The sequence below is a fragment of the Pseudomonas sp. FGI182 genome (assembly GCF_000511325.1).
GTDB classification, from domain to species: domain Bacteria; phylum Pseudomonadota; class Gammaproteobacteria; order Pseudomonadales; family Pseudomonadaceae; genus Aquipseudomonas; species Aquipseudomonas putida_Z.
The window spans coordinates 1,393,182-1,411,532 of the sequence record NZ_CP007012.1; the positions used below are offsets into that span (position 1 = coordinate 1,393,182).

General features: G+C 64.9%; 14 protein-coding genes and 1 pseudogene. 10 read left to right on the forward strand and 5 right to left on the reverse strand.

Annotation, left to right across the window (positions count from 1 at the left end; translation table 11 throughout):
• Positions 1–40: 40 nt before the first annotated feature.
• The 8 genes and pseudogenes from C163_RS06330 to C163_RS27455 form a co-directional block, all read left to right on the forward strand.
• The gene (locus C163_RS06330) at positions 41–352 is read left to right on the forward strand and encodes a DUF485 domain-containing protein (protein ID WP_003260090.1); all 312 of its coding nucleotides are present in this window, start codon (positions 41–43) and stop codon (positions 350–352) included.
• Complete coding sequence (locus C163_RS06335) at positions 349–2,013, forward strand: cation acetate symporter (protein WP_013971432.1); 1,665 nt, start codon at positions 349–351, stop codon at positions 2,011–2,013. The genes C163_RS06330 and C163_RS06335 overlap by 4 nt, the downstream gene beginning before the upstream one ends.
• Before the next feature lie 216 nt (positions 2,014–2,229).
• A complete protein-coding gene (locus C163_RS06340) occupies positions 2,230–2,706 on the forward strand; it encodes a CS1 type fimbrial major subunit (RefSeq protein ID WP_025338076.1) in 477 nt (158 codons plus the stop codon).
• A 99-nt stretch (positions 2,707–2,805) separates the two neighbouring features.
• Complete coding sequence (locus tag C163_RS06345) at positions 2,806–5,298, forward strand: TcfC E-set like domain-containing protein (RefSeq protein WP_025338077.1); 2,493 nt, start codon at positions 2,806–2,808, stop codon at positions 5,296–5,298.
• Positions 5,295–6,512, forward strand: a complete 1,218-nt coding sequence (locus tag C163_RS27290) for a hypothetical protein (protein WP_025338078.1) — start codon at positions 5,295–5,297, stop codon at positions 6,510–6,512. The genes C163_RS06345 and C163_RS27290 overlap by 4 nt, the downstream gene beginning before the upstream one ends.
• A 197-nt stretch (positions 6,513–6,709) precedes the next feature.
• Complete coding sequence (locus tag C163_RS06355) at positions 6,710–7,396, forward strand: pilus assembly protein (protein ID WP_049866788.1); 687 nt, start codon at positions 6,710–6,712, stop codon at positions 7,394–7,396.
• Between the two features lie 39 nt (positions 7,397–7,435).
• Complete coding sequence (locus C163_RS06360) at positions 7,436–8,062, forward strand: response regulator transcription factor (RefSeq protein ID WP_025338080.1); 627 nt, start codon at positions 7,436–7,438, stop codon at positions 8,060–8,062.
• 192 nt (positions 8,063–8,254) lie between these two features.
• Positions 8,255–11,143 (forward strand): annotated as a pseudogene (locus C163_RS27455) (ATP-binding protein); the annotation flags it as partial.
• Positions 11,144–11,251: 108 nt separating this feature from the next.
• Here C163_RS27455 and C163_RS26235 read toward each other — a convergent pair.
• Positions 11,252–11,404, reverse strand: a complete 153-nt coding sequence (locus tag C163_RS26235) for a DUF3309 family protein (protein WP_013971433.1) — start codon at positions 11,402–11,404, stop codon at positions 11,252–11,254.
• A gap of 315 nt (positions 11,405–11,719) precedes the next feature.
• On the opposite strand from C163_RS26235, the gene C163_RS06370 reads away from it, so the two are divergent.
• Positions 11,720–12,529: an SDR family oxidoreductase gene (locus tag C163_RS06370; protein WP_025338082.1), complete on the forward strand. Its 810-nt coding sequence runs from the start codon at positions 11,720–11,722 to the stop codon at positions 12,527–12,529.
• A 120-nt stretch (positions 12,530–12,649) separates the two neighbouring features.
• On the forward strand, positions 12,650–12,838 hold the full coding sequence (gene csrA / locus C163_RS06375; protein WP_025338083.1) for a carbon storage regulator CsrA: 189 nt from the start codon (positions 12,650–12,652) through the stop codon (positions 12,836–12,838).
• Positions 12,839–12,952: 114 nt separating this feature from the next.
• Here csrA and C163_RS06380 read toward each other — a convergent pair whose 3' ends face one another.
• From C163_RS06380 to C163_RS06395, 4 genes are all read right to left on the reverse strand, one after another.
• On the reverse strand, positions 12,953–13,180 hold the full coding sequence (locus C163_RS06380; RefSeq protein ID WP_003252629.1) for a YheU family protein: 228 nt from the start codon (positions 13,178–13,180) through the stop codon (positions 12,953–12,955).
• 167 nt (positions 13,181–13,347) lie between these two features.
• Positions 13,348–14,532, reverse strand: a complete 1,185-nt coding sequence (locus C163_RS06385; RefSeq protein WP_025338084.1) for an osmoprotectant NAGGN system M42 family peptidase — start codon at positions 14,530–14,532, stop codon at positions 13,348–13,350.
• A 129-nt stretch (positions 14,533–14,661) separates the two neighbouring features.
• Positions 14,662–16,407, reverse strand: a complete 1,746-nt coding sequence (ngg, locus tag C163_RS06390) for an N-acetylglutaminylglutamine synthetase (protein WP_025338085.1) — start codon at positions 16,405–16,407, stop codon at positions 14,662–14,664.
• 3 nt (positions 16,408–16,410) lie between these two features.
• Positions 16,411–18,198 carry an N-acetylglutaminylglutamine amidotransferase gene (locus tag C163_RS06395; protein ID WP_025338086.1) on the reverse strand — a complete coding sequence of 596 codons (1,788 nt, stop codon included), beginning with the start codon at positions 18,196–18,198 and terminating at the stop codon, positions 16,411–16,413.
• Positions 18,199–18,351: the final 153 nt, after the last annotated feature.

The window sequence follows — 18,351 nt, forward strand, 5'->3', positions numbered from 1 at the left end:
CGTGGGTTCCACCCCTATCTGTGCTGCTAGGACAAAAACAATGAACGACAGCATTTACCTCTCGATACAAAACAGCCCCCGCTTCAAGGAGCTGGTCACCAAACGCGAACGGTTCGCCTGGATTCTCTCGGCGATCATGCTCGGCCTGTACTGCGCCTTCATCCTCCTGATCGCCTACGGTCCTCAGATCCTGGGCACCAAGCTCAGCCCTGAGTCGTCGATTACCTGGGGTATTCCCCTGGGCGTCGGCCTGATCGTCTCGGCATTCGTCCTGACTGCCATCTACGTACGCCGCGCCAACGGCGAATTCGATGAGCTGAACAAGGCCATCCTGAAGGAGGCGCAACAATGATTCGCCACGCCAAAGCCCTGGCCGTACTGGCCTGCGGAGCCTTCGCACCCGCCGTGTGGGCCGCCGATGCCCTGACCGGCGAGGTGCAGAAGCAACCGCTAAACGTCTCCGCGATCGCCATGTTCGTGGCCTTCGTCGCCTTCACCCTCGGCATCACCTACTGGGCCTCCAAGCGCAACAAGTCGGCGTCGGACTACTATGCCGCCGGTGGCAAGATCACCGGATTCCAGAACGGCCTGGCGATTGCCGGTGACTACATGTCGGCCGCCTCGTTCCTGGGTATTTCCGCACTCGTGTTCACCTCTGGCTACGACGGCCTGATCTACTCGATCGGCTTCCTGGTCGGCTGGCCGATCATCCTCTTCCTGATCGCCGAACGCCTGCGCAACCTGGGCAAGTACACCTTCGCCGACGTGGCCTCGTACCGCCTCGGGCAGAAGGAGATCCGCACCCTGTCGGCCTCCGGTTCGCTGGTGGTGGTGGCGTTCTACCTGATCGCGCAGATGGTCGGTGCCGGCAAGCTGATCGAGCTGCTGTTCGGTCTGGACTACCACGTGGCGGTGATCCTGGTGGGTATCCTGATGTGCCTGTACGTACTGTTCGGCGGCATGCTGGCCACCACCTGGGTACAGATCATCAAGGCCGTGCTGCTGCTGTCCGGTGCCAGCTTCATGGCGCTGATGGTGATGAAGCACGTGGGCTTCGACTTCAACACCCTGTTCTCCGAAGCGATCAAGGTGCACGCCAAGGGCGAGGCGATCATGAGCCCGGGCGGCCTGGTCAAGGATCCGATCTCGGCGTTCTCGCTGGGCCTGGCGTTGATGTTCGGTACCGCCGGCCTGCCGCACATCCTGATGCGCTTCTTCACCGTCAGTGACGCCAAGGAAGCACGCAAGAGCGTGCTGTACGCCACCGGCTTCATCGGCTACTTCTACATCCTCACCTTCATCATCGGCTTTGGCGCCATCCTGCTGGTCAGCACCAACCCGGACTTCAAGGACGCCGCTGGCGCCCTGCTGGGTGGCAACAACATGGCAGCGGTGCACCTGGCCAACGCCGTGGGTGGCAGCGTGTTCCTCGGCTTCATCTCGGCTGTTGCCTTTGCCACCATCCTGGCAGTGGTTGCCGGCCTGACCCTGGCCGGTGCCTCGGCGGTGTCCCACGACCTGTACGCCAGTGTATGGCGCAAGGGCAAGGCCAACGACAAGGACGAGATCCGCGTGTCGAAGATCACCACCGTCGCCCTGGGCGTACTGGCGATCGGCCTGGGCATCCTGTTCGAGAAGCAGAACATCGCCTTCATGGTCGGCCTGGCGTTCTCCATCGCGGCCAGCTGCAACTTCCCGGTACTGCTGCTCTCGATGTACTGGAAGAAGCTGACCACCCGCGGTGCCATGATCGGCGGCTGGCTGGGCCTGGTGAGTGCGGTGACGCTGATGATCCTCGGCCCGACCATCTGGGTGCAGATCCTCGGCCACGAGAAGCCGATCTACCCGTACGAGTACCCGGCACTGTTCTCGATGCTGATCGCCTTCGTCGGTATCTGGTTCTTCTCGGTCACCGACAAGTCCAAGGCTGCCGAAGACGAACGTGCGCTGTTCTTCCCGCAGTTCGTGCGCTCGCAGACTGGCCTGGGCGCCAGCGGGGCGGTATCCCACTGATCCGGCACTGACGCTTCAGCAAAACGCCCCGCTTGCCGGGGCGTTTTGCTGTCTGGCACACCCGACGGGATGTCGTTGGGAAATTTCAACAATTCGCTCGGAGGGTTCCCGTATTTTCCTTGTGGGTAAGTGCGAATAATCCAACCTGTCAACGGCGCTTTGCCTGATTGACTCTCAATCAAAGCTTATGTCTACAGGTTTCCAGGAGATCTATTCGTGAAAGCATTCATGCTGGCACTTCCCTTCGTTGCACTTGTCGCCGGCCAGGCCATGGCCGGGGACCCGATCGAGAAACAGGTGCTCATCACTGCCACCGTGCCCACCGCCAACTTCTACGTCGAACCCGTCGGCGGCAACTGGATGAACGACCCGCAAGAGATGGCCTGGAACTCGTTTCAAGGCAACCTGACCCCCGTTCGCAAGCAGCTGCAGGCCAAGAGCACCATCGGCCCGATCACTGCCCACCTGCTGTCGCCGGCCGTGGTCAGCAGTGGCCTGGACGCCATCGACCTGGATGTGAAGATCGGCACCACCATTCTCACCACCAGCGCCGCAGAAATCCTCACCGACACCGAGGCTGCGCCGGGTGCCATTGTCGACTTCGAAGTCGCCGCGCAGGTTCCGGCCGGTGGCTACAAACCAGGCAACTACCAGGGCCTGGTCAGCATGATGTTCGAAACTGCCGCGCCCTGATTCGTCCTTACGCTTCTTATCCTTTCATCCGTTGTTGCTCACCTTCACCCCTTGGGTCGCGCCGGGGGTGAGGGCGGCGTCTTGCTTGCAGACAGGGTCATGGCCTTTACCTCAACTACAAAGACTTTGCTGCTGACCGCATGCTTTGCCGTGCTCCCGGTCACTGCCCAGGCTTCTGACAATGCGATGGGCGTGGTCAGCCAGGCCCAGGGGCTGCCACGGGAGTTTGAAGAACACTTTTTCGACGTGCCGCTGGCGGTGCGGGTAGACCTGGACGGCCGCTACCTGGGCGATGCGATGGTGGTGCTCAGCCGCGACGAGCGCGTCCAGCTGCTGGAGTTCACCGACCATTTCGACAGCCGCGAGCCAGAAACCCTGCGCCGCCGCTGGCAGGAGCGCCTGGCTTCCGGCCGCCCCCTGGGCGATTGCAAGCGCGACTGCCCGGATGGCTTGCGCGCTATTCACTACAGCCTGGTCAACTCGCAGCTATCCTTGCTTACCCATGCCGCCGAGCTGGCCGGCGACGCACCGCGCTACCACGCCTTGCCCGACCAGGGTGGCGGGCTGCTGCTGCGCAACCAGCTCAACCTGGTCAGCGATGGCCGCGATACCAGTGGCCTGTTTTCTCTGGCAGGCCAGGGCAGCCTGGGCAACTGGACTACCCTGGGCGATGCCCAGTTCGACCGTGGCAGCGCGAGCAACCAGCAGACCCGCCACCGGGTCAGCCAGCTGTACGCCGAGCGCCTGCACGATGAACATTTCTTTCGCCTGGGCTACTTCACCCCGGGCGTCCAGGGCCTGACCCGACAGCCGCGGCTGCTCGGGCAGAGCCCCGATACCACGCTTGGCCTGATGTTCGGCAGCAGCGACAGCCTGCTTGTCGACAATGGCCAGCCCAGCTCGACGCCAATCTACGTCACCCCCAACCGCCCCGGCGTGGTGGAAATCTACCGCAATGGCTCGCTGATCAACAGCCAGCCGGTGCAGCCTGGCTTGCAGGCCCTGGATACCCGGGTGTTGCCAGGCGGCATCTATCAGGTCGAAGTGCGCCTGCTGGAAGACGGCCAGGAAACCGCACGCACCGAAGAGTTCGTCTACAAACCCAACAGCTGGCGCAACCCTGACAGCCGCTGGCGCTACAACCTGTACCTCGGCCAGCAGGCCAGCCTGCTCAGCAGCTGGGACGAGGACCACACCGACAGCCTCAGCGCCGGTGTCATTGCCAACTACCTGCTGCACCCGCGGGCAATCCTCGGTCTGTCCGTGCAGCAGGTGGACGAAGCCATGCAGTACGGCACCTCGCTGGACTGGGACGTGCTCGATCGCCTCAAGTTCTACGGCAACCTCTACCGCACCGAAGACCAGGGCAATGGCTACGACCTGCAGGTGATCCACAACCATGATCTGGGCTCGCTGGTGTTCAGCCACAGCCGTTCCTGGCTGGAAACCGTCAGGCGCCCGACCCACAGCCAATTCGTGCGCTACGAAGAACAGAGCCAGACCTCCATGTTGTTGACCCACCGCCTGAACAACCGCAGTACTGCCACCATTCGGCTGGCCCACAGCTCCGGCGCAGCCGACGGCGTCGGCATCGACCTGGGCTGGTCGTACTACGGCAAGTTGCTGGGTTCCGATGCCAACTGGCGCCTGAGCCTGTTCGACCGCCCCGGCACCCGCAGCAGCGGCGACACGCGCAGCCGTGGCGTCAACCTGACCGTGAGCATGAGCCTGGGTGGCCCCGGCGAGCGCATTGCCGCCAGCATCGGCAGCCGCACCTCCCATGATGGCGGGCGTGACCAGAATGCCTCGTTGTCCTACCAGCGCGACGTCGACCTGGGTGTTGTGCGCAGCCTTGGCGGTACCGTGACGGCGGACCGTTATGGCGCCGGTTTCGGTGGCGATGCCCAGTTCCAGAACGAGGTGCTGTATGGCGACGCCTATGCGCAGAGTTCGTCCTACAACGGTGAGATCAGCGCCGGCCTCAACCTGCAGAGCATCGTTGCCGTGGGCGAGGGCAAGCTGGCCATGACCGGCCAGTACCTGCCCCACGATGCCGGGCTGATCGTCGATGTCGAGAGCGACATCGATGGCCTGGCCCTGCGTGCCGACGACCAGTACGGGCTGAGCGCCACGCTGCACCCCGGTCGCAACCTGATCCCGGTGGGGGCCTACAAATCCGGCTACGTGCAGTTCGATCTCGACGGCGACAACGAAGCGGCGGCGGTGATCCAGCCGACCAGCTTCGACTACCACCTCAACCGCGGGGGCGTGGGTTATCGCAAGTTGCGGGTGATGCGTACGGTGACCGTGCTGGGGCGCCTGCTTGACCGCCATGGCCAACCGATGCAGGGCGCGCAGGTGGTCAATCACGCCAGTCGTGGCGTCAGTGAAGCCGGAGGGCATTTTGCCGTGGAAATGAGTGAGTCAACGCCGACGCTGGAGGTGCGCAAGGGAGGGCAGGCGCTGTGCCTGCTTGAACTGGCGCTGACGCAACTCGAACGCGAGGGCGATGTATTGCTGGCAGGCGACCTGGCCTGTGAGCCGGGCAATATCGCTCGGATCGGGTCAGTACAAATGGAGGACAAGGGTTGAGCGAGTGCCTGAACAACAGAGGGGCGTCCCGACTGTCCTGGGGGTTATGGCTGTTGCTTGGCCTGGCCGCTGCCGGGCGAGAGGCTGTCGCCCTGGAAGCGCTCGTCAGCGCCGAGTACCTTGGGGATGCTTCGGGACGCTTCGAGAACACCACCCCGCTGGCGGCCTATTGCCAGCGCTGGTCTGCAGACTGCCGGGAAATGCGTGCCATGCAGCTTCCCATCACTTATGACAGGACGACAATCAAGAACAGCGGCGATGTACGTGACCATTTCTACGTTCAGTTGCCTTCAGCCCGAACGCTGGACGTGTTCAACAGTACTACCGGAGAGTCCTATCGCCTGAACTTCGAGTTTCTTGGCGTCAGTCAACAGGTTCAGGGAACGCCCGAATTACGTGTCAATCCTGTGTGGACACAATTCATCAAAGGAGGCTGTACGTATCGGCGGACATTCGGTTATGCCAGCCGCCCTTATGCCACGCATTACCTGTGGCTGGTACGCGACCCGAAGTCACCTGCCGGTTGCTACTCCATTCATGATGCGATGTCGACTGGGTATACGGTCAAGACTTCGGTCAGCAACATGGGCATCGCGTATCGGCTGACCATGCCCGAGCCCAGTCGAATGAAGCCCGGCTTTTATACCGGTAGCCTGACCTACAGCATCGGGCCAGGTGGCGACTTCGACTTCGGCAATGGTGTCAGTGCTATCAATGGCAATAGCCTCACATTGAACTTTGAACTCGATGTGCAGCATGCCTTTGTCTTCGAGTTTCCACCTGGGTCGGACCGGGCTGTGCTGGAGCCGCCAGGTGGGTGGAGTGCCTGGCTGGGAGGCCGGGGAACGCCCCAGCGGTTGCAGCGGGATGTTCCGTTTCGGCTCTGGTCCACAGGCCCGTTCAAGGTCTACAAGCTTTGCCAGCAATACCAGGGCAGTGGATGCGCCATCCGCAGTAGCGACAACCATAGCGTGCCAGTCTCCATTGCCTTGAGCCTGCCGGGGGGCATCCAGCACCAGGGCAAGCCGGTACAGAGGCTGGAACTGCCCACCGGCCGTGCCGCGGCATTGGCGTTCGAATCGGTGACTCCGGTACTCAACCGCCCCGGGCAGTTGCATTTCACGGTGGGCCCAGAGGATGTCAAGGCCATGCTGGGCCACCCGGGCAGCCGCTATGAGGGTTTGGTGACGGTGGTGTTTGACGCGGAACTATGACCGGAAGGAGCTATTACCGGAAGCTTGTCTTTAGGAAGTTTCCTCAAGCGATAGGGAAATTTCCTGCATTTTGCGTGCGAGCAAAAGACCACAATCGGTCCATTGATGCTGATTGGCTATCAAGGGCTTTCTGCTATGAGGATTCTGTCGTGAAACCACTTCGCTATTTCTGCCTGGCTTTGGCGCTGTTGCCGTGCATGGCCCATGCAGCGCCGGAGCTGAACGTCGGCGGGCTCTACGATTACCTGGAGGAAGGCAAGAGCACCTTGCTCAAGCGCGTGCGCAATGGCGGTGATTCCACTGCCTTCGTCAAGGTCAGCGTGGTCGAGTTGGTGTATGACGGTAGCGCCGCCCCTCGTGAAGTACCCCTCGACGGCCTGGCCCTGGAGCAGCGGGGCCTGGTGGTCAGCCCGGCACGGCTGATCGTGCCGGCGCGTGGGATGCAGGCAGTACGCCTGTTGTACCGCGGCGAGCGTGACAAGGAGCGCTACTACCGCCTGCGTTTCATCCCGGTGTTGCCGGAGCTGGGCGACGGCTTTGCCGTCAGCGAAGCCGAAGCCGGGCAGTACCGCGACAGCCTCAAGGCCGGCGTCAACCTGCTGGCCGGCTACGGTACGCTGCTGTTCGTGCGCCCCGACCAGACTCGCTATGAAACGCCGATCCGTCGTCAGGGCGGCGCGTTGACCGTGACCAACCAGGGCAACGCCACCGTGGTGCTCGACCACTTCCGCCAATGCCAGGCCCAGGATCAGGTGTGCGAGCCGGCCACCAAGCACCATCTGCTACCCGGGCGCACCCGCAAGTTCGAAGGCCAGGCCGCCAAGGTGCACCAGTTCGAGCTGCAGGAAGGTACCGAGCGCAAGGCCATGGTGCTGGAAGGATGAGCGCCGCTGCAGCAGCGTATCAACCAGGCGGGGTGGGCGATGCATAGAGCACTGGTCGTCGACGACCACCCCTTCATCCGCTCCACGGTGTGCATGCTGTTGCGCCAGGAGCGCCTGCAGGTCATCGGCCAGACCGACAACGGCATCGATGCGGTGCGCATGGCGCGCGAGCTGGCCCCCGATATCATCATCCTCGACATCAGCCTGCCCGGGCTCGACGGCATGGAGGTGATCGCCCGGGTCAAGCGCCTCGAACGCCCGGTCAAGACCCTGGTGCTGACCTCGCACCTGGCCGAAGCCTATTCCCTGCGCTGCATGCAGGCCGGGGCTGCCGGTTTCGTCTCCAAGACCAACGACCTGGGCGAGCTGAACAAGGCGGTACGTGCGGTGCTGTCCGGGTTCACCTACTTCCCCGACGTGGTCATGAGTTCGGTGCACAGCCACGAACTGCATGCCACCGACGCCCAGCGCATCGCCAGCCTCAGCGACCGCGAGCTGATGATCCTGCAGTACCTGGCCCGCGGCCTGAGCAACAAAGCGATCGGCGAGGCCATGCTGTTGAGCAACAAGACCGTCAGCACCTACAAGGGGCGCCTGCTGGAAAAGCTGCGCCTGAACTCGCTTATCGACATGGCGGATTTCGCTCGTCGCAACCAGCTGATCTGAACCGTGCGTACGATCTGGCTGCTGTTGCTGTGCTGTGTGTTTCCCCTGCCGGGCCTGGCTGTGCCCGTGTTTCATGGCCGCGCTACGTTCGAAGGGCCACGCGCCGAGCCAGCTGGCAGTGACCTGCGCTGGCTGTGGCAGCAACGGGTGTTGCGCCTTGGGGTGCTGGGCAGCGACCAGCCGCCGCTGGATGTGCTCGGTAACGGGCGTGCCTACGAGGGCATCACGGCCGATTACGCGGGGCTGGTGGCCGAACACCTGCACCTGGACATGCAGGTACAGGTGTTCGACTCGTTCGAGGCGGCGGTCGCAGCGTTGCACGAGGGCAGGGTCGACATGCTCGGTTCGGTTACCACTGAGCAGGCGCAGCAGGCCGGCTTGCACCTGTCGTTGCCCTACGCCGAGGACCACCCCTTGCTGCTGGCCGAGGAACACAAGGCCGGCATCCCGGGCACCGAGCCGCTGCGCCTGGTGATGGTGGACGGCTACCGCACAGCGGAGCAGGTCAGCCAGTACTACCCGCAGGCCAGCCTTCAGGTACACCCTACCGCGTTCAGCGCCCTGGCCGCGCTGGCCCTCGGCCAGGCCGACCTGTACCTGGGCAATGCGCTGGTCGCACGCTACGTACAGGGTCGCAGCCCGTTCAGCGGGGTGGAGGAAATCGGCCACGCGGCCATGCCGCGCCAGGGTATCGGCTTTGCCATGCTCGACAGCGGTACGCCCCTGCTGCGGCTGGTGGACTCGGTGCTGGCGGGTATCAGCGCGAACCAGCGTGCACGCATACAGGCGCGCTGGAGCCCGCTGGCGAGCGGCGCGCGCTCGGGCCAGGCGGTGCACTTGAGCGAGGCTCAGCAGCGCTGGCTGGCTGCCAACCCGAAGGTGCGGGTATTGGTGGACGAGCAAGTGCTGCCGCTGAGCTACCGCGACAGCAAGGGCCAGTTGCACGGCCTTACCCTCGATGTACTGCAACTGATCAGCCGGCGCACCGGCCTTGAGTTCGACGTGCAGTCAGGGGTGGGCGTGGAGCAGATGATCGGCCAGGTAACCCAGGGCAAGGCGCAGCTGATTGCCGGGCTGCCCTACAGCGACAGCCTGGCGCAGCGGCTGGGCTTCAGCCGGGCCTACCTCAGTGCTTCGCGGGTATTGGTCAGCCGCACGGGCGCCCAGGCGCCTGCCAGCCTCGAGCAACTGGCCGGGCGGCAGGTGGCCCTGGTATGGGGCAGTGCAATGGTCGAACTGCTGCGGGAACGATATCCGCAGGTGCGCCAGCGCTTGCTGCACGGCCCGCTGGAGGCCCTGCACGCGGTTGCCGATGGCCGGGTGGACGCGGCCTTGCTGACCCTTGACGACGCCCGGCCACTGGTCGCCCGCTGGTACCCCGGGCAGTTGCAGGTCAGTGCCAGCCTGGCCCTGCCGCCAGCGCACTTCGCCCTGGCCGGAGCCCGGGGCGCCAGCGAGCTGCTGGGCATCATCGACAGCGCGTTGCTCAGCCTTGCGCCGCAGGAGACCAATGCGCTGGTGCGCCGCTGGCGCAACCCGATGATCGTCCCCGACGGCGTCTGGCCGCGCTTGCGCGGCAAAGTCCTGATCGGCTTCGGCATTGCCCTGTGCCTGCTGCTGATGGCCTTGCTGTGGATTCGCTACCTGGGCCGCCGGCAGGTGCGGTTGCGGCGGGCCAAGCGTGCGGCAGATGCGGCCAACCAGGCCAAGACCGAATTCCTCGCCACCATCAGCCACGAGATCCGCACGCCGCTGCATGCGGTGCTGGGCATGCTCGAGCTGGCCCAGCGCAAGGCCGCCCAAGGTGTGCTCGACCGCCTGGCCATCGAGGTGGCCACCGAGGCGGCGCGCGGGCTGAAAGAGCTGATTGGCGACATACTCGACATCACCCGCATCGAAACGGGCCATCTGCAGCTTTCGCCACAACGGGTACGGGTGAGCGAACTGGTCGGGCGGGTGGTGCAACTGTTCGAGCAGTTGGCCCGTGGCAAAGGCCTGGAGTTGCAGATGCAGCTCAGCGGGGCAGTGGGGGCCGAGGTCATGCTCGACCCCCTGCGTTTCAAGCAGGTGCTGGCCAACCTGCTGAGCAACGCGATCAAGTTCACCCAGCGCGGGCGCATCGTGGTCAGCCTGCAGGCGGCTTCGGTAGACGGGCAGCTCGATATCGTGCTGCGGGTCAAGGACAGTGGCGTGGGTATCGCCGCCAGCGAGCTGGCGGCACTCGGCGAGCCGTTCAGGCAGGCCAGCAACCACCACCAGTCGCCACGTGCCAGCACGGGCCTGGGCTTGAACATCAGCCGCAGCTTGTGCCAGTTGATGGGCGGCAGTTTGCAGCTGCGCAGCACGCTAGGGGAGGGCACCGAGGTGCAGGTGCAGCTCAAGTTACCGTTGTTGCCGAGCTCGGGGGCGCAGGCTGGCACCTCGCCCTTGCCGGATGTCGAACCTGGCGCGCGGTTGCGGGTGCTGGTGGTGGACGACTACCCGGCCAACCGGTTGCTGTTGGCGCAGCAGCTGGATTATCTCGGGCACCAGGCCCGGGTGGCGGAAGATGGCGCACAGGCCTTGCGCCTGTGGCTGAAGGAGCATTTCGATGTGGTCATCAGTGACTGCAACATGCCGAGGCTGGACGGCGACGGACTGGCCCGTGCGATCCGCGAGCACGAGCGCCGTAGCGGGCGCCCACGCTGTCGGCTGATCGGCCTGACTGCCAGCGCACAGGAGGTCGACCGCCGGCGCAGCTGCGAGGCGGGGATGGACGATTGCCTGTTCAAGCCCCTGGACCTTGGCAGCCTCACCCAGGCCCTGATCAGCGCACGGCCTGTGCCGGAACCCGATGACGGTGGCAGCCTGCTCGACCTGCATCACCTGAGGCACCTGGTGGGCAACGACGAAGCTGCGCTCAAGGCGCTGCTGGGCGACCTGCGCGCCAGCAACCGTGAAGACCTGCAACGCCTGGAAAGCCTAGGCGATGCGCCTGCGGCGATCGCCGGCCTGGCGCATCGGGTAAAGGGCGGCGCACGCATTGTCCGCGCCGGTGCCCTGGTTGCCCTGTGCGAGCAGGTCGAACAGTGTTGCCACGCCCAGCCGCTGGAGCGCGCTGCGCTCAGCCTGGCGGTGCGTGCCATGGGCGACGCCATGCGGCGCCTCGAACGGCAGCTGGCGCGCCAGGCCGGGCAGGGCGTGGCGGGGTCATATCATGCCGAGCAACAACAACACCAACAAGACCACCAGCACCACGCCGATGATGCCGGACGGGCCATAGCCCCAGCTGCGCGAGTGCGGGAAAACCGGTAAGCCACCAATCAGCAGAAGGATCAGGATGATGATGAGAATCGTGGTCATGACGGAGTCCTTGCGTGGTTGAGGGTCAAGGGCCTCGGACTGCTGGCCTCTTGTAAATAAGGACTGGTGGTGAGTGTCAAAGATTCCATTTGTGTGCTGCCTGTACCGGCCCCTTCGCGGGCTTGCCCGCTCCCACAGGATCATCACAGGCCTGAGGGCAGCGCCGTACCTGTGGGAGCGGGCAAGCCCGCGAAGGGGCCAGTACAGGCTATCCACACAGCCATGCCCCTCTATTCACTACCCTGATAAACCCTGCTGCTACCCGGCCCCTTGTTTAGACTCCTTTCACCAGTCAGCAGAACAAGGCCAGCCACCATGCAAAACCGCATCATGATCACCGGCGCCGGATCCGGCCTCGGTCGCGAAATCGCTCTGCGCTGGGCGCGTGAGGGCTGGCGCCTGGCGCTGGCCGATGTCAACGAAGCCGGCCTGCGCGAAACCCTGGAGCTGGCCCGCGCAGCTGGCGGCGAAGGCTTTGTCCAGCGTTGCGATGTGCGCGACTACAGCCAGCTCACCGCCCTGGCCCAGGCTTGCACCGAACAGTTCGGTGGTATCGACGTGATCGTCAACAACGCCGGCGTCGCTTCGGGCGGGTTCTTCGCCGAACTGTCGCTGGAGGACTGGGACTGGCAGATCGCGGTCAACCTGATGGGCGTGGTCAAGGGCTGCAAGGCCTTCCTGCCGCTGCTGGAGCGCAGCAAGGGCCGGATCATCAACATCGCCTCGATGGCCGCGCTGATGCAGGGCCCGGGCATGAGCAACTACAACGTGGCCAAGGCCGGCGTGCTGGCCCTGTCGGAAAGCCTGCTGGTCGAGCTACGCCAACTGGAGGTGGCGGTGCATGTGGTGTGCCCGTCGTTCTTCCAGACCAACCTGCTGGACTCGTTCCGCGGGCCGAACCCGGCGATGAAAGCCCAGGTTGGCAAGCTGCTGGAAGGCTCGCCGATCAATGCGGCGGACATCGCCGAGTACATCCACCGGCAGGTTGCCGCTGGCGAGTTCCTGATCCTGCCCCATGAGGCCGGGCGCCAGGCCTGGCAACTGAAGCGCCAGGCCCCTGAGCGGCTGTACGACGAGATGGCCGAAATGGCGATGAAAATGCGGGCCAAGGCTCAGTCGCGATGATTCGTCTGTAAGGAAAATTACCTAGAAATGTAGGGCGCTTCTGAAACACGGCAGAACTATTGAGTAGCCCTATGCCGTCAAGGCAGGCTCCGGTTTTCCCTTTCGCTGGAGGATCGGAGCATGCTGGTAATAGGGCGCGAAGTGGGAGAGATCATCGTGATTGGTGATGACATTCGGATCATGGTCGTGGAAACGCGGGACGGGGTGGTGCGCTTTGGCGTTGATGCGCCACGGCAGGTACCGGTGCATCGGGCCGAGGTGTACAAGCGCATCAAGGAAGGGCAGCAGGCCAAAGCCCGCAGGGTTTGATGTTGCCTGTGCCGGCCTCTTCGCGGGCACGCCCGCTCCCACAGGTACTGCACCGCTCTCAAGACTTGTGAAATTCCTGTGGGAGCGGGCGTGCCCGCGAAGAGGCCAGGCCTGCTAGTCGAGCAGCTCGCGGGGCACATCATGCTTGGCCAGCAACTGGCACTGCTGGCTTTCCAGGTCGAACAGGATGAACGCCTGGCCCTTGGCCAATGCCTGGCGCACCCGCAGCACGCGGGTTTCCAGCGGGGTGTCGTCGCCGTTGTCGGTACCGTCACGGGTGACGAAGTCCTCGATCAGGCGGGTCAGGGTTTCGGCTTGCAGTTGGTCGTAGGGGATCAGCATGTCGGGCGTTGCCTAGGGTGTTGGTGGTGGCATGCTACGCGAAACATTCGGGATTTTGGGGCCGCGTTGCGGCCCATCGCGACACAAGGCCGCTCCTACAGGGCACGCGTATCGTCTGTAGGAGCGGCCTTGTGTCGCGATGGGCTGCAAAGCAGCCCCCAGGGCCCTCAGCCCTTGTTGCCAACCAGGCTATCCACCGCCGGCACCCGCGTATCGCTCTCCATCTGCGCATCATGTTCAAGCTGATGGCTGAAGCGCTCCAACGACGCATTGGCCGGCTGCGAATCACTGGCAAACACCGGCGGGCTCAGCAGGTACGCCGACAACAAGCGGCTCAACGCCGCCAGGCTGTCGATGTGTGTTCGCTCGTAGCCATGGGTGGCATCGCAACCAAAGGCCACCAGCGCGGTACGAATATCGTGCCCCGCCGTCACTGCCGAATGGGCATCGCTGAAGTAGTAGCGGAACAGATCGCGCCGTACCGGCAGGTCGTGGTCGCCGGCCAGCTTCAGCAGGTGCCGGGACAGGTGGTAGTCGTAAGGCCCCGACGAGTCCTGCATGGCCACGCTCACCGCATGCTCGCTGGAGGCCTGCCCGGGCGCCACCGGGGCAATGTCGATGCCGACGAACTCGCTGACATCCCAGGGCAGGGCGCCAGCCGCTCCCGAGCCGGTCTCTTCGGTGATGGTGAACAGCGGGTGGCAGTCGATCAACGGTTGGCGGCCGCTTTCCACCACGGCTTTCAGCGCCGCCAGTAGTGCTGCCACGCCGGCCTTGTCGTCCAGGTGGCGGGCGCTGATGTGGCCGCTTTCGGTGAATTCGGGCAGCGGGTCGAAGGCAACGAAATCACCGATGCTTACACCCAGCGCCTCGCAGTCGGCGCGGGTGGCGCAGTAGGCGTCCAGGCGTACCTCAACGTGCTCCCAGCTGATCGGCATCTGGTCGATGGCGGTGTTGAAGGCATGCCCGCTGGCCATCAGCGGCAGCACGCTGCCCCGGTATACGCCGGTATCGGTGAACACGCTGACCCGGCTGCCTTCGGCGAAGCGGCTGGACCAGCAACCGACCGGCGCCAGGGCCAGGCGACCGTTGTCCTGCAACTGGCGCACGCTGGCGCCGATGGTGTCCAGGTGAGCGGACACGGCGCGGTCAGGTGAGGTCTGGCGGCCCTTGAGGGTGGCGCGGATGGTGCCGCGGCGGGTTAGCTCGAAGGGGATGCCCAGTTCGTCCAGGCGTTCGGCCACGTAGCGCACGATGGTGTCGGTGAAACCGGTGGGGCTGGGGATGGCGAGCATCTCCAGCAGCACGCGCTTGAGGTAGTCGAGATCGGGTTCGGGATGTCGGTCGGACATGGTTGGGGACTCCTTTACTCCTGTGCCGGCCTCTTCGCGGGCACGCCCGCTCCCACAGGAACCCCACAAGTCTCGAGGGCTGTGCTGGACCTGTGGGAGCGGGCGAGCCCGCGAAGAGGCCATCAGCCTTTACGCCAAAGGCCGGCTATGCGGAAACAGCAGGTCGATGAAGCGCTCGGCGGTCGGTTGCGGTTCATGGTTGGCCAACCCGGCACGCTCGTTGGCCTCGATGATCACGTACTCCGGTTGCCCGGCATCACGCACCATGAAGTCCAGCCCCACCACCGGGATCTCCAGCGCCCGTGCAGCGCGCACGGCGGCGTCGGCCAGCACCGGGTGCAGGCGTTCGGTCACGTCTTCCAGGGTGCCGCCGGTGTGCAGGTTGGCGGTGCGTCGCACGGCCAGGCGCTGGCCGGCGGGCAACACATCGTCGTAGCCAAAGCCCGCCGCGCGCAGGGTGCGCTCGGTTTCGTCGTCCAGCGGAATGCGGCTTTCGCCACCGGTTGCGGCCTGGCGCCGACGGCTCTGGGCATCGATCAGCTGGCGGATGCTGTGTTTGCCATCGCCCAGCACCTGCGCCGGATGACGGATGGCTGCCGCCACCACTTCATAGCCGATCACCACGATGCGCAGGTCATGCCCGGCATGGAAGCTTTCCAGCAACACGCGGCTGTCGAACTGGCGAGCCTGCGCCACGGCGTGGGTGATGTCGTCGATGCAGGTGAGGTTCACCGCCACGCCCTGGCCTTGCTCGCCATCGACCGGCTTGACCACTACCGCGCCATGCTCGTCGAGAAACGCCAGGTTGTCGTCGGCATTGCCGGCCAGTTGCTGCGCCGGCACCTGCAGCCCGGCATTGTGCAGGGCATGCTGGGTCAGGCGCTTGTCCTGGCACAGGGTCATGGTCACGGCGCTGGTCAGGTCGCTAAGCGACTCACGGCATCGAATGCGGCGCCCGCCCAGGCTGAGGGTGAACAGGCCGCCAGCCGCATCGTCCACTTGTACCTCGATGCCCCGGCGCAGCGCCTCGTCGACGATGATGCGTGCGTACGGGTTGAGGTCGGCTTGAGGCCCCGGCCCCAGAAACAGTTGTTCGTTGATGCCGTTCTTGCGCTTGACCGCGAAGGTCGGCAGGTTGCGAAAACCCAGTTTCTGATACAGGCGCTTGGCCTGGCGGTTGTCGTGCAGCACCGACAGGTCCAGGTAGGCCAGCCCACGGCTCATGAAGTGCTCGATCAGGTGGCGCACCAGCACTTCACCCACGCCGGGGCGGGTGCAGTGCGGGTCTACCGCCAGGCACCACAGGCTGCTGCCGTGCTCGGGGTCGTCGAACGCCTTGGCGTGGTTCAGGCCCATGACGCTGCCGATCACCGCGCCGCTGTCTTCGTCCTCGGCCAGCCAGTACACCGGGCCGCCCAGGTGCAGAGGGGTGAGCAGCTCGGCGTCGACCGGCAGCATGCCGCGCGCCTGGTACAGGGTGTTGATCGCCTGCCAGTCGCCCGGGTTCTGCGCCCGGCGCACGCGGAAGCCGCGGAACACTCGCTGCGCCGGGCGGTAGTCGGTGAACCACAGGCGCAGGGTGTCGGACGGGTCGAGGAACAGTTGCTGCGGGGCCTGGGCCAGCAGCTGCTGCGGCGCGGCCACGTACAGGGCGATGTCGCGCTCGCCGGGGCGTTCTTCCAGCAGGTCGGCGGCCAGGTCGGCCGGGTTGGGGTAGGTGTGGCCGATCAGTAGCCGGCCCCAGCCGCAATGCACGGCGCGCGGCTGGTCGTGGGGCTGGCTGCCGTCGCCGGCCAGGCGCGCCTGCAGGCGCTCGTAGGACGGCGCCTGGCCGCGCAGCAGGCGCTGACCGTAAGCGATTTCATGGGCTTTCATCGGTCAGATTCCTTGTTCGCTCAGCCACAGGTTCAGCGCCGCCAGCTGCCACAGCTTGGAGCCACGTAGCGGCGTCAGCTGGCCGTGCGGGTTGCTCAGCAGGCGGTCGAGCATGGCCGGGTTGAACAGCCCGCGGTCCTGGCTGGGGTCGGTCAGCAGTTCACGTACCCAGCCGAGGGTGGCGCCTTCCAGATGCTTCAGGCCCGGCACCGGGAAGTAGCCCTTCTTACGGTCGATCACCTCGTGCGGGATCACCCGCCGCGCCGCCTGCTTGAGCACCTGCTTGCCGCCGTCGGGCAGCTTGAAACGCGCCGGAATGCGCGCCGACAGCTCCACCAGGCGGTAGTCGAGGAACGGCGTGCGCGCCTCCAGGCCCCAGGCCATGGTCATGTTGTCGACCCGTTTGACCGGGTCGTCGACCAGCATCACCGTGCTGTCCAGGCGCAGCGCCTTGTCTACCGCATCGGGGGCACCGGGGCGGGCGAAGTGTTCACGGACGAAGTCGCCGGCCGCGTCGGTTTCCAGAAGCCAGGGTGCCTGCACGGTGTCGCGGTACTCGGCGTGGCTGCGATCGAAGAAGGCTTCGCGGTAGGCGGCAAAGGCATCCTCTGCGCCGTCCACCTGCGGGTACCAGTGGTAGCCGGCGAACAGCTCGTCGGCGCCCTGGCCGCTTTGCACGCCCTTGCAGTGCCGGGCCACTTCCCGCGACAGCAGGTAAAAGGCGATGCAGTCGTGGCTGACCATCGGCTCGCTCATGGCGCGGAAGGCGGCTGGCAACTGCTCGATGATCTCGTGCTCGGCGATGCGCAGCTGGTGGTGACGGGTGCCGTAGTGCTTGGCGATCAGGTCGGAATACTGGAACTCGTCGCCGCGTTCGCCGCCGGCATCCTCGAAACCGATGGAGAAGGTCGACAGGTCGTCCACGCCCACTTCGCGCAGCAGGCCGACCAGCAGGCTGGAATCGACCCCACCGGACAGCAGCACACCCACGTCCACCGCTGCCCGTTGGCGAATGGCCACGGCGTCGCGGGTGGCGTCGAGCACTCGGGTGGTCCAGCCTTCCAGGTCCAGCTCACGTTCATCGGGGTTGGCGCCGTAGTGCAGCTGCCACCAGGTCTGGCGTTCCACTTCGCCATGGCGGTCGATGCGCATCCAGGTACCGGGTTCCAGCTTTTGCACGTTGGCCAGCAGGGTACGTGGCGCCGGCACCACGGCGTGGAAATTCAGGTAGTGGTTGAGTGCCACCGGGTCGAGCATCGGGTCGATGTCACCACCCTTGAGCAGCGCCGGCAGGGTCGAGGCGAAGCGCAGGCGCTCGCCGTTGCGCGACAGGTACAAGGGTTTGACGCCCAGGCGGTCGCGGGCGAGGAACAGGCGCTGGTTGTCACGCTCCCAGATGGCCAGGGCGAACATGCCATTGAGCTTGGGCAGCAGGGCCGCGCCCCAGGCGTGGTAGCCCTTGAGCAGCACCTCGGTGTCGCCGTCGGACCAGAAGCTGTAGCCCAGGGCTTGCAGCTCCTGGCGCAGTTCGGGGAAGTTGTAGATGGCGCCGTTGAAAGCCAGCGACAGGCCCAGGGTGTTGTCGACCATCGGCTGGGCAGAGCCGTCGGACAGGTCCATGATTTTCAGGCGCCGGTGGCCGAGGGCGATCGGGCCTTGGCTATGGAAGCCCCAGGCATCCGGGCCGCGGGGCGCCAGGTGGTGGGTTATGCGCTCTACCGCAGCCAGGTCGGCTGGGCGAGGGGCTTGGTCGATGGGGGTGAAACGCAACTCTCCTGCTAATCCGCACATAGGTCCTTACCGGTTTTTCCGTTGGGGAGGGGGTGCCCCGGATTAGGGCACCTTAAGGAACTGACCCATGTGGTTTGTGAGAGTTTTAGATCGATCTGTTATATGAGGTTGGAGTGAAGGGGGGGCTTTGGATTTGTTGTGGCTTTGAGACCG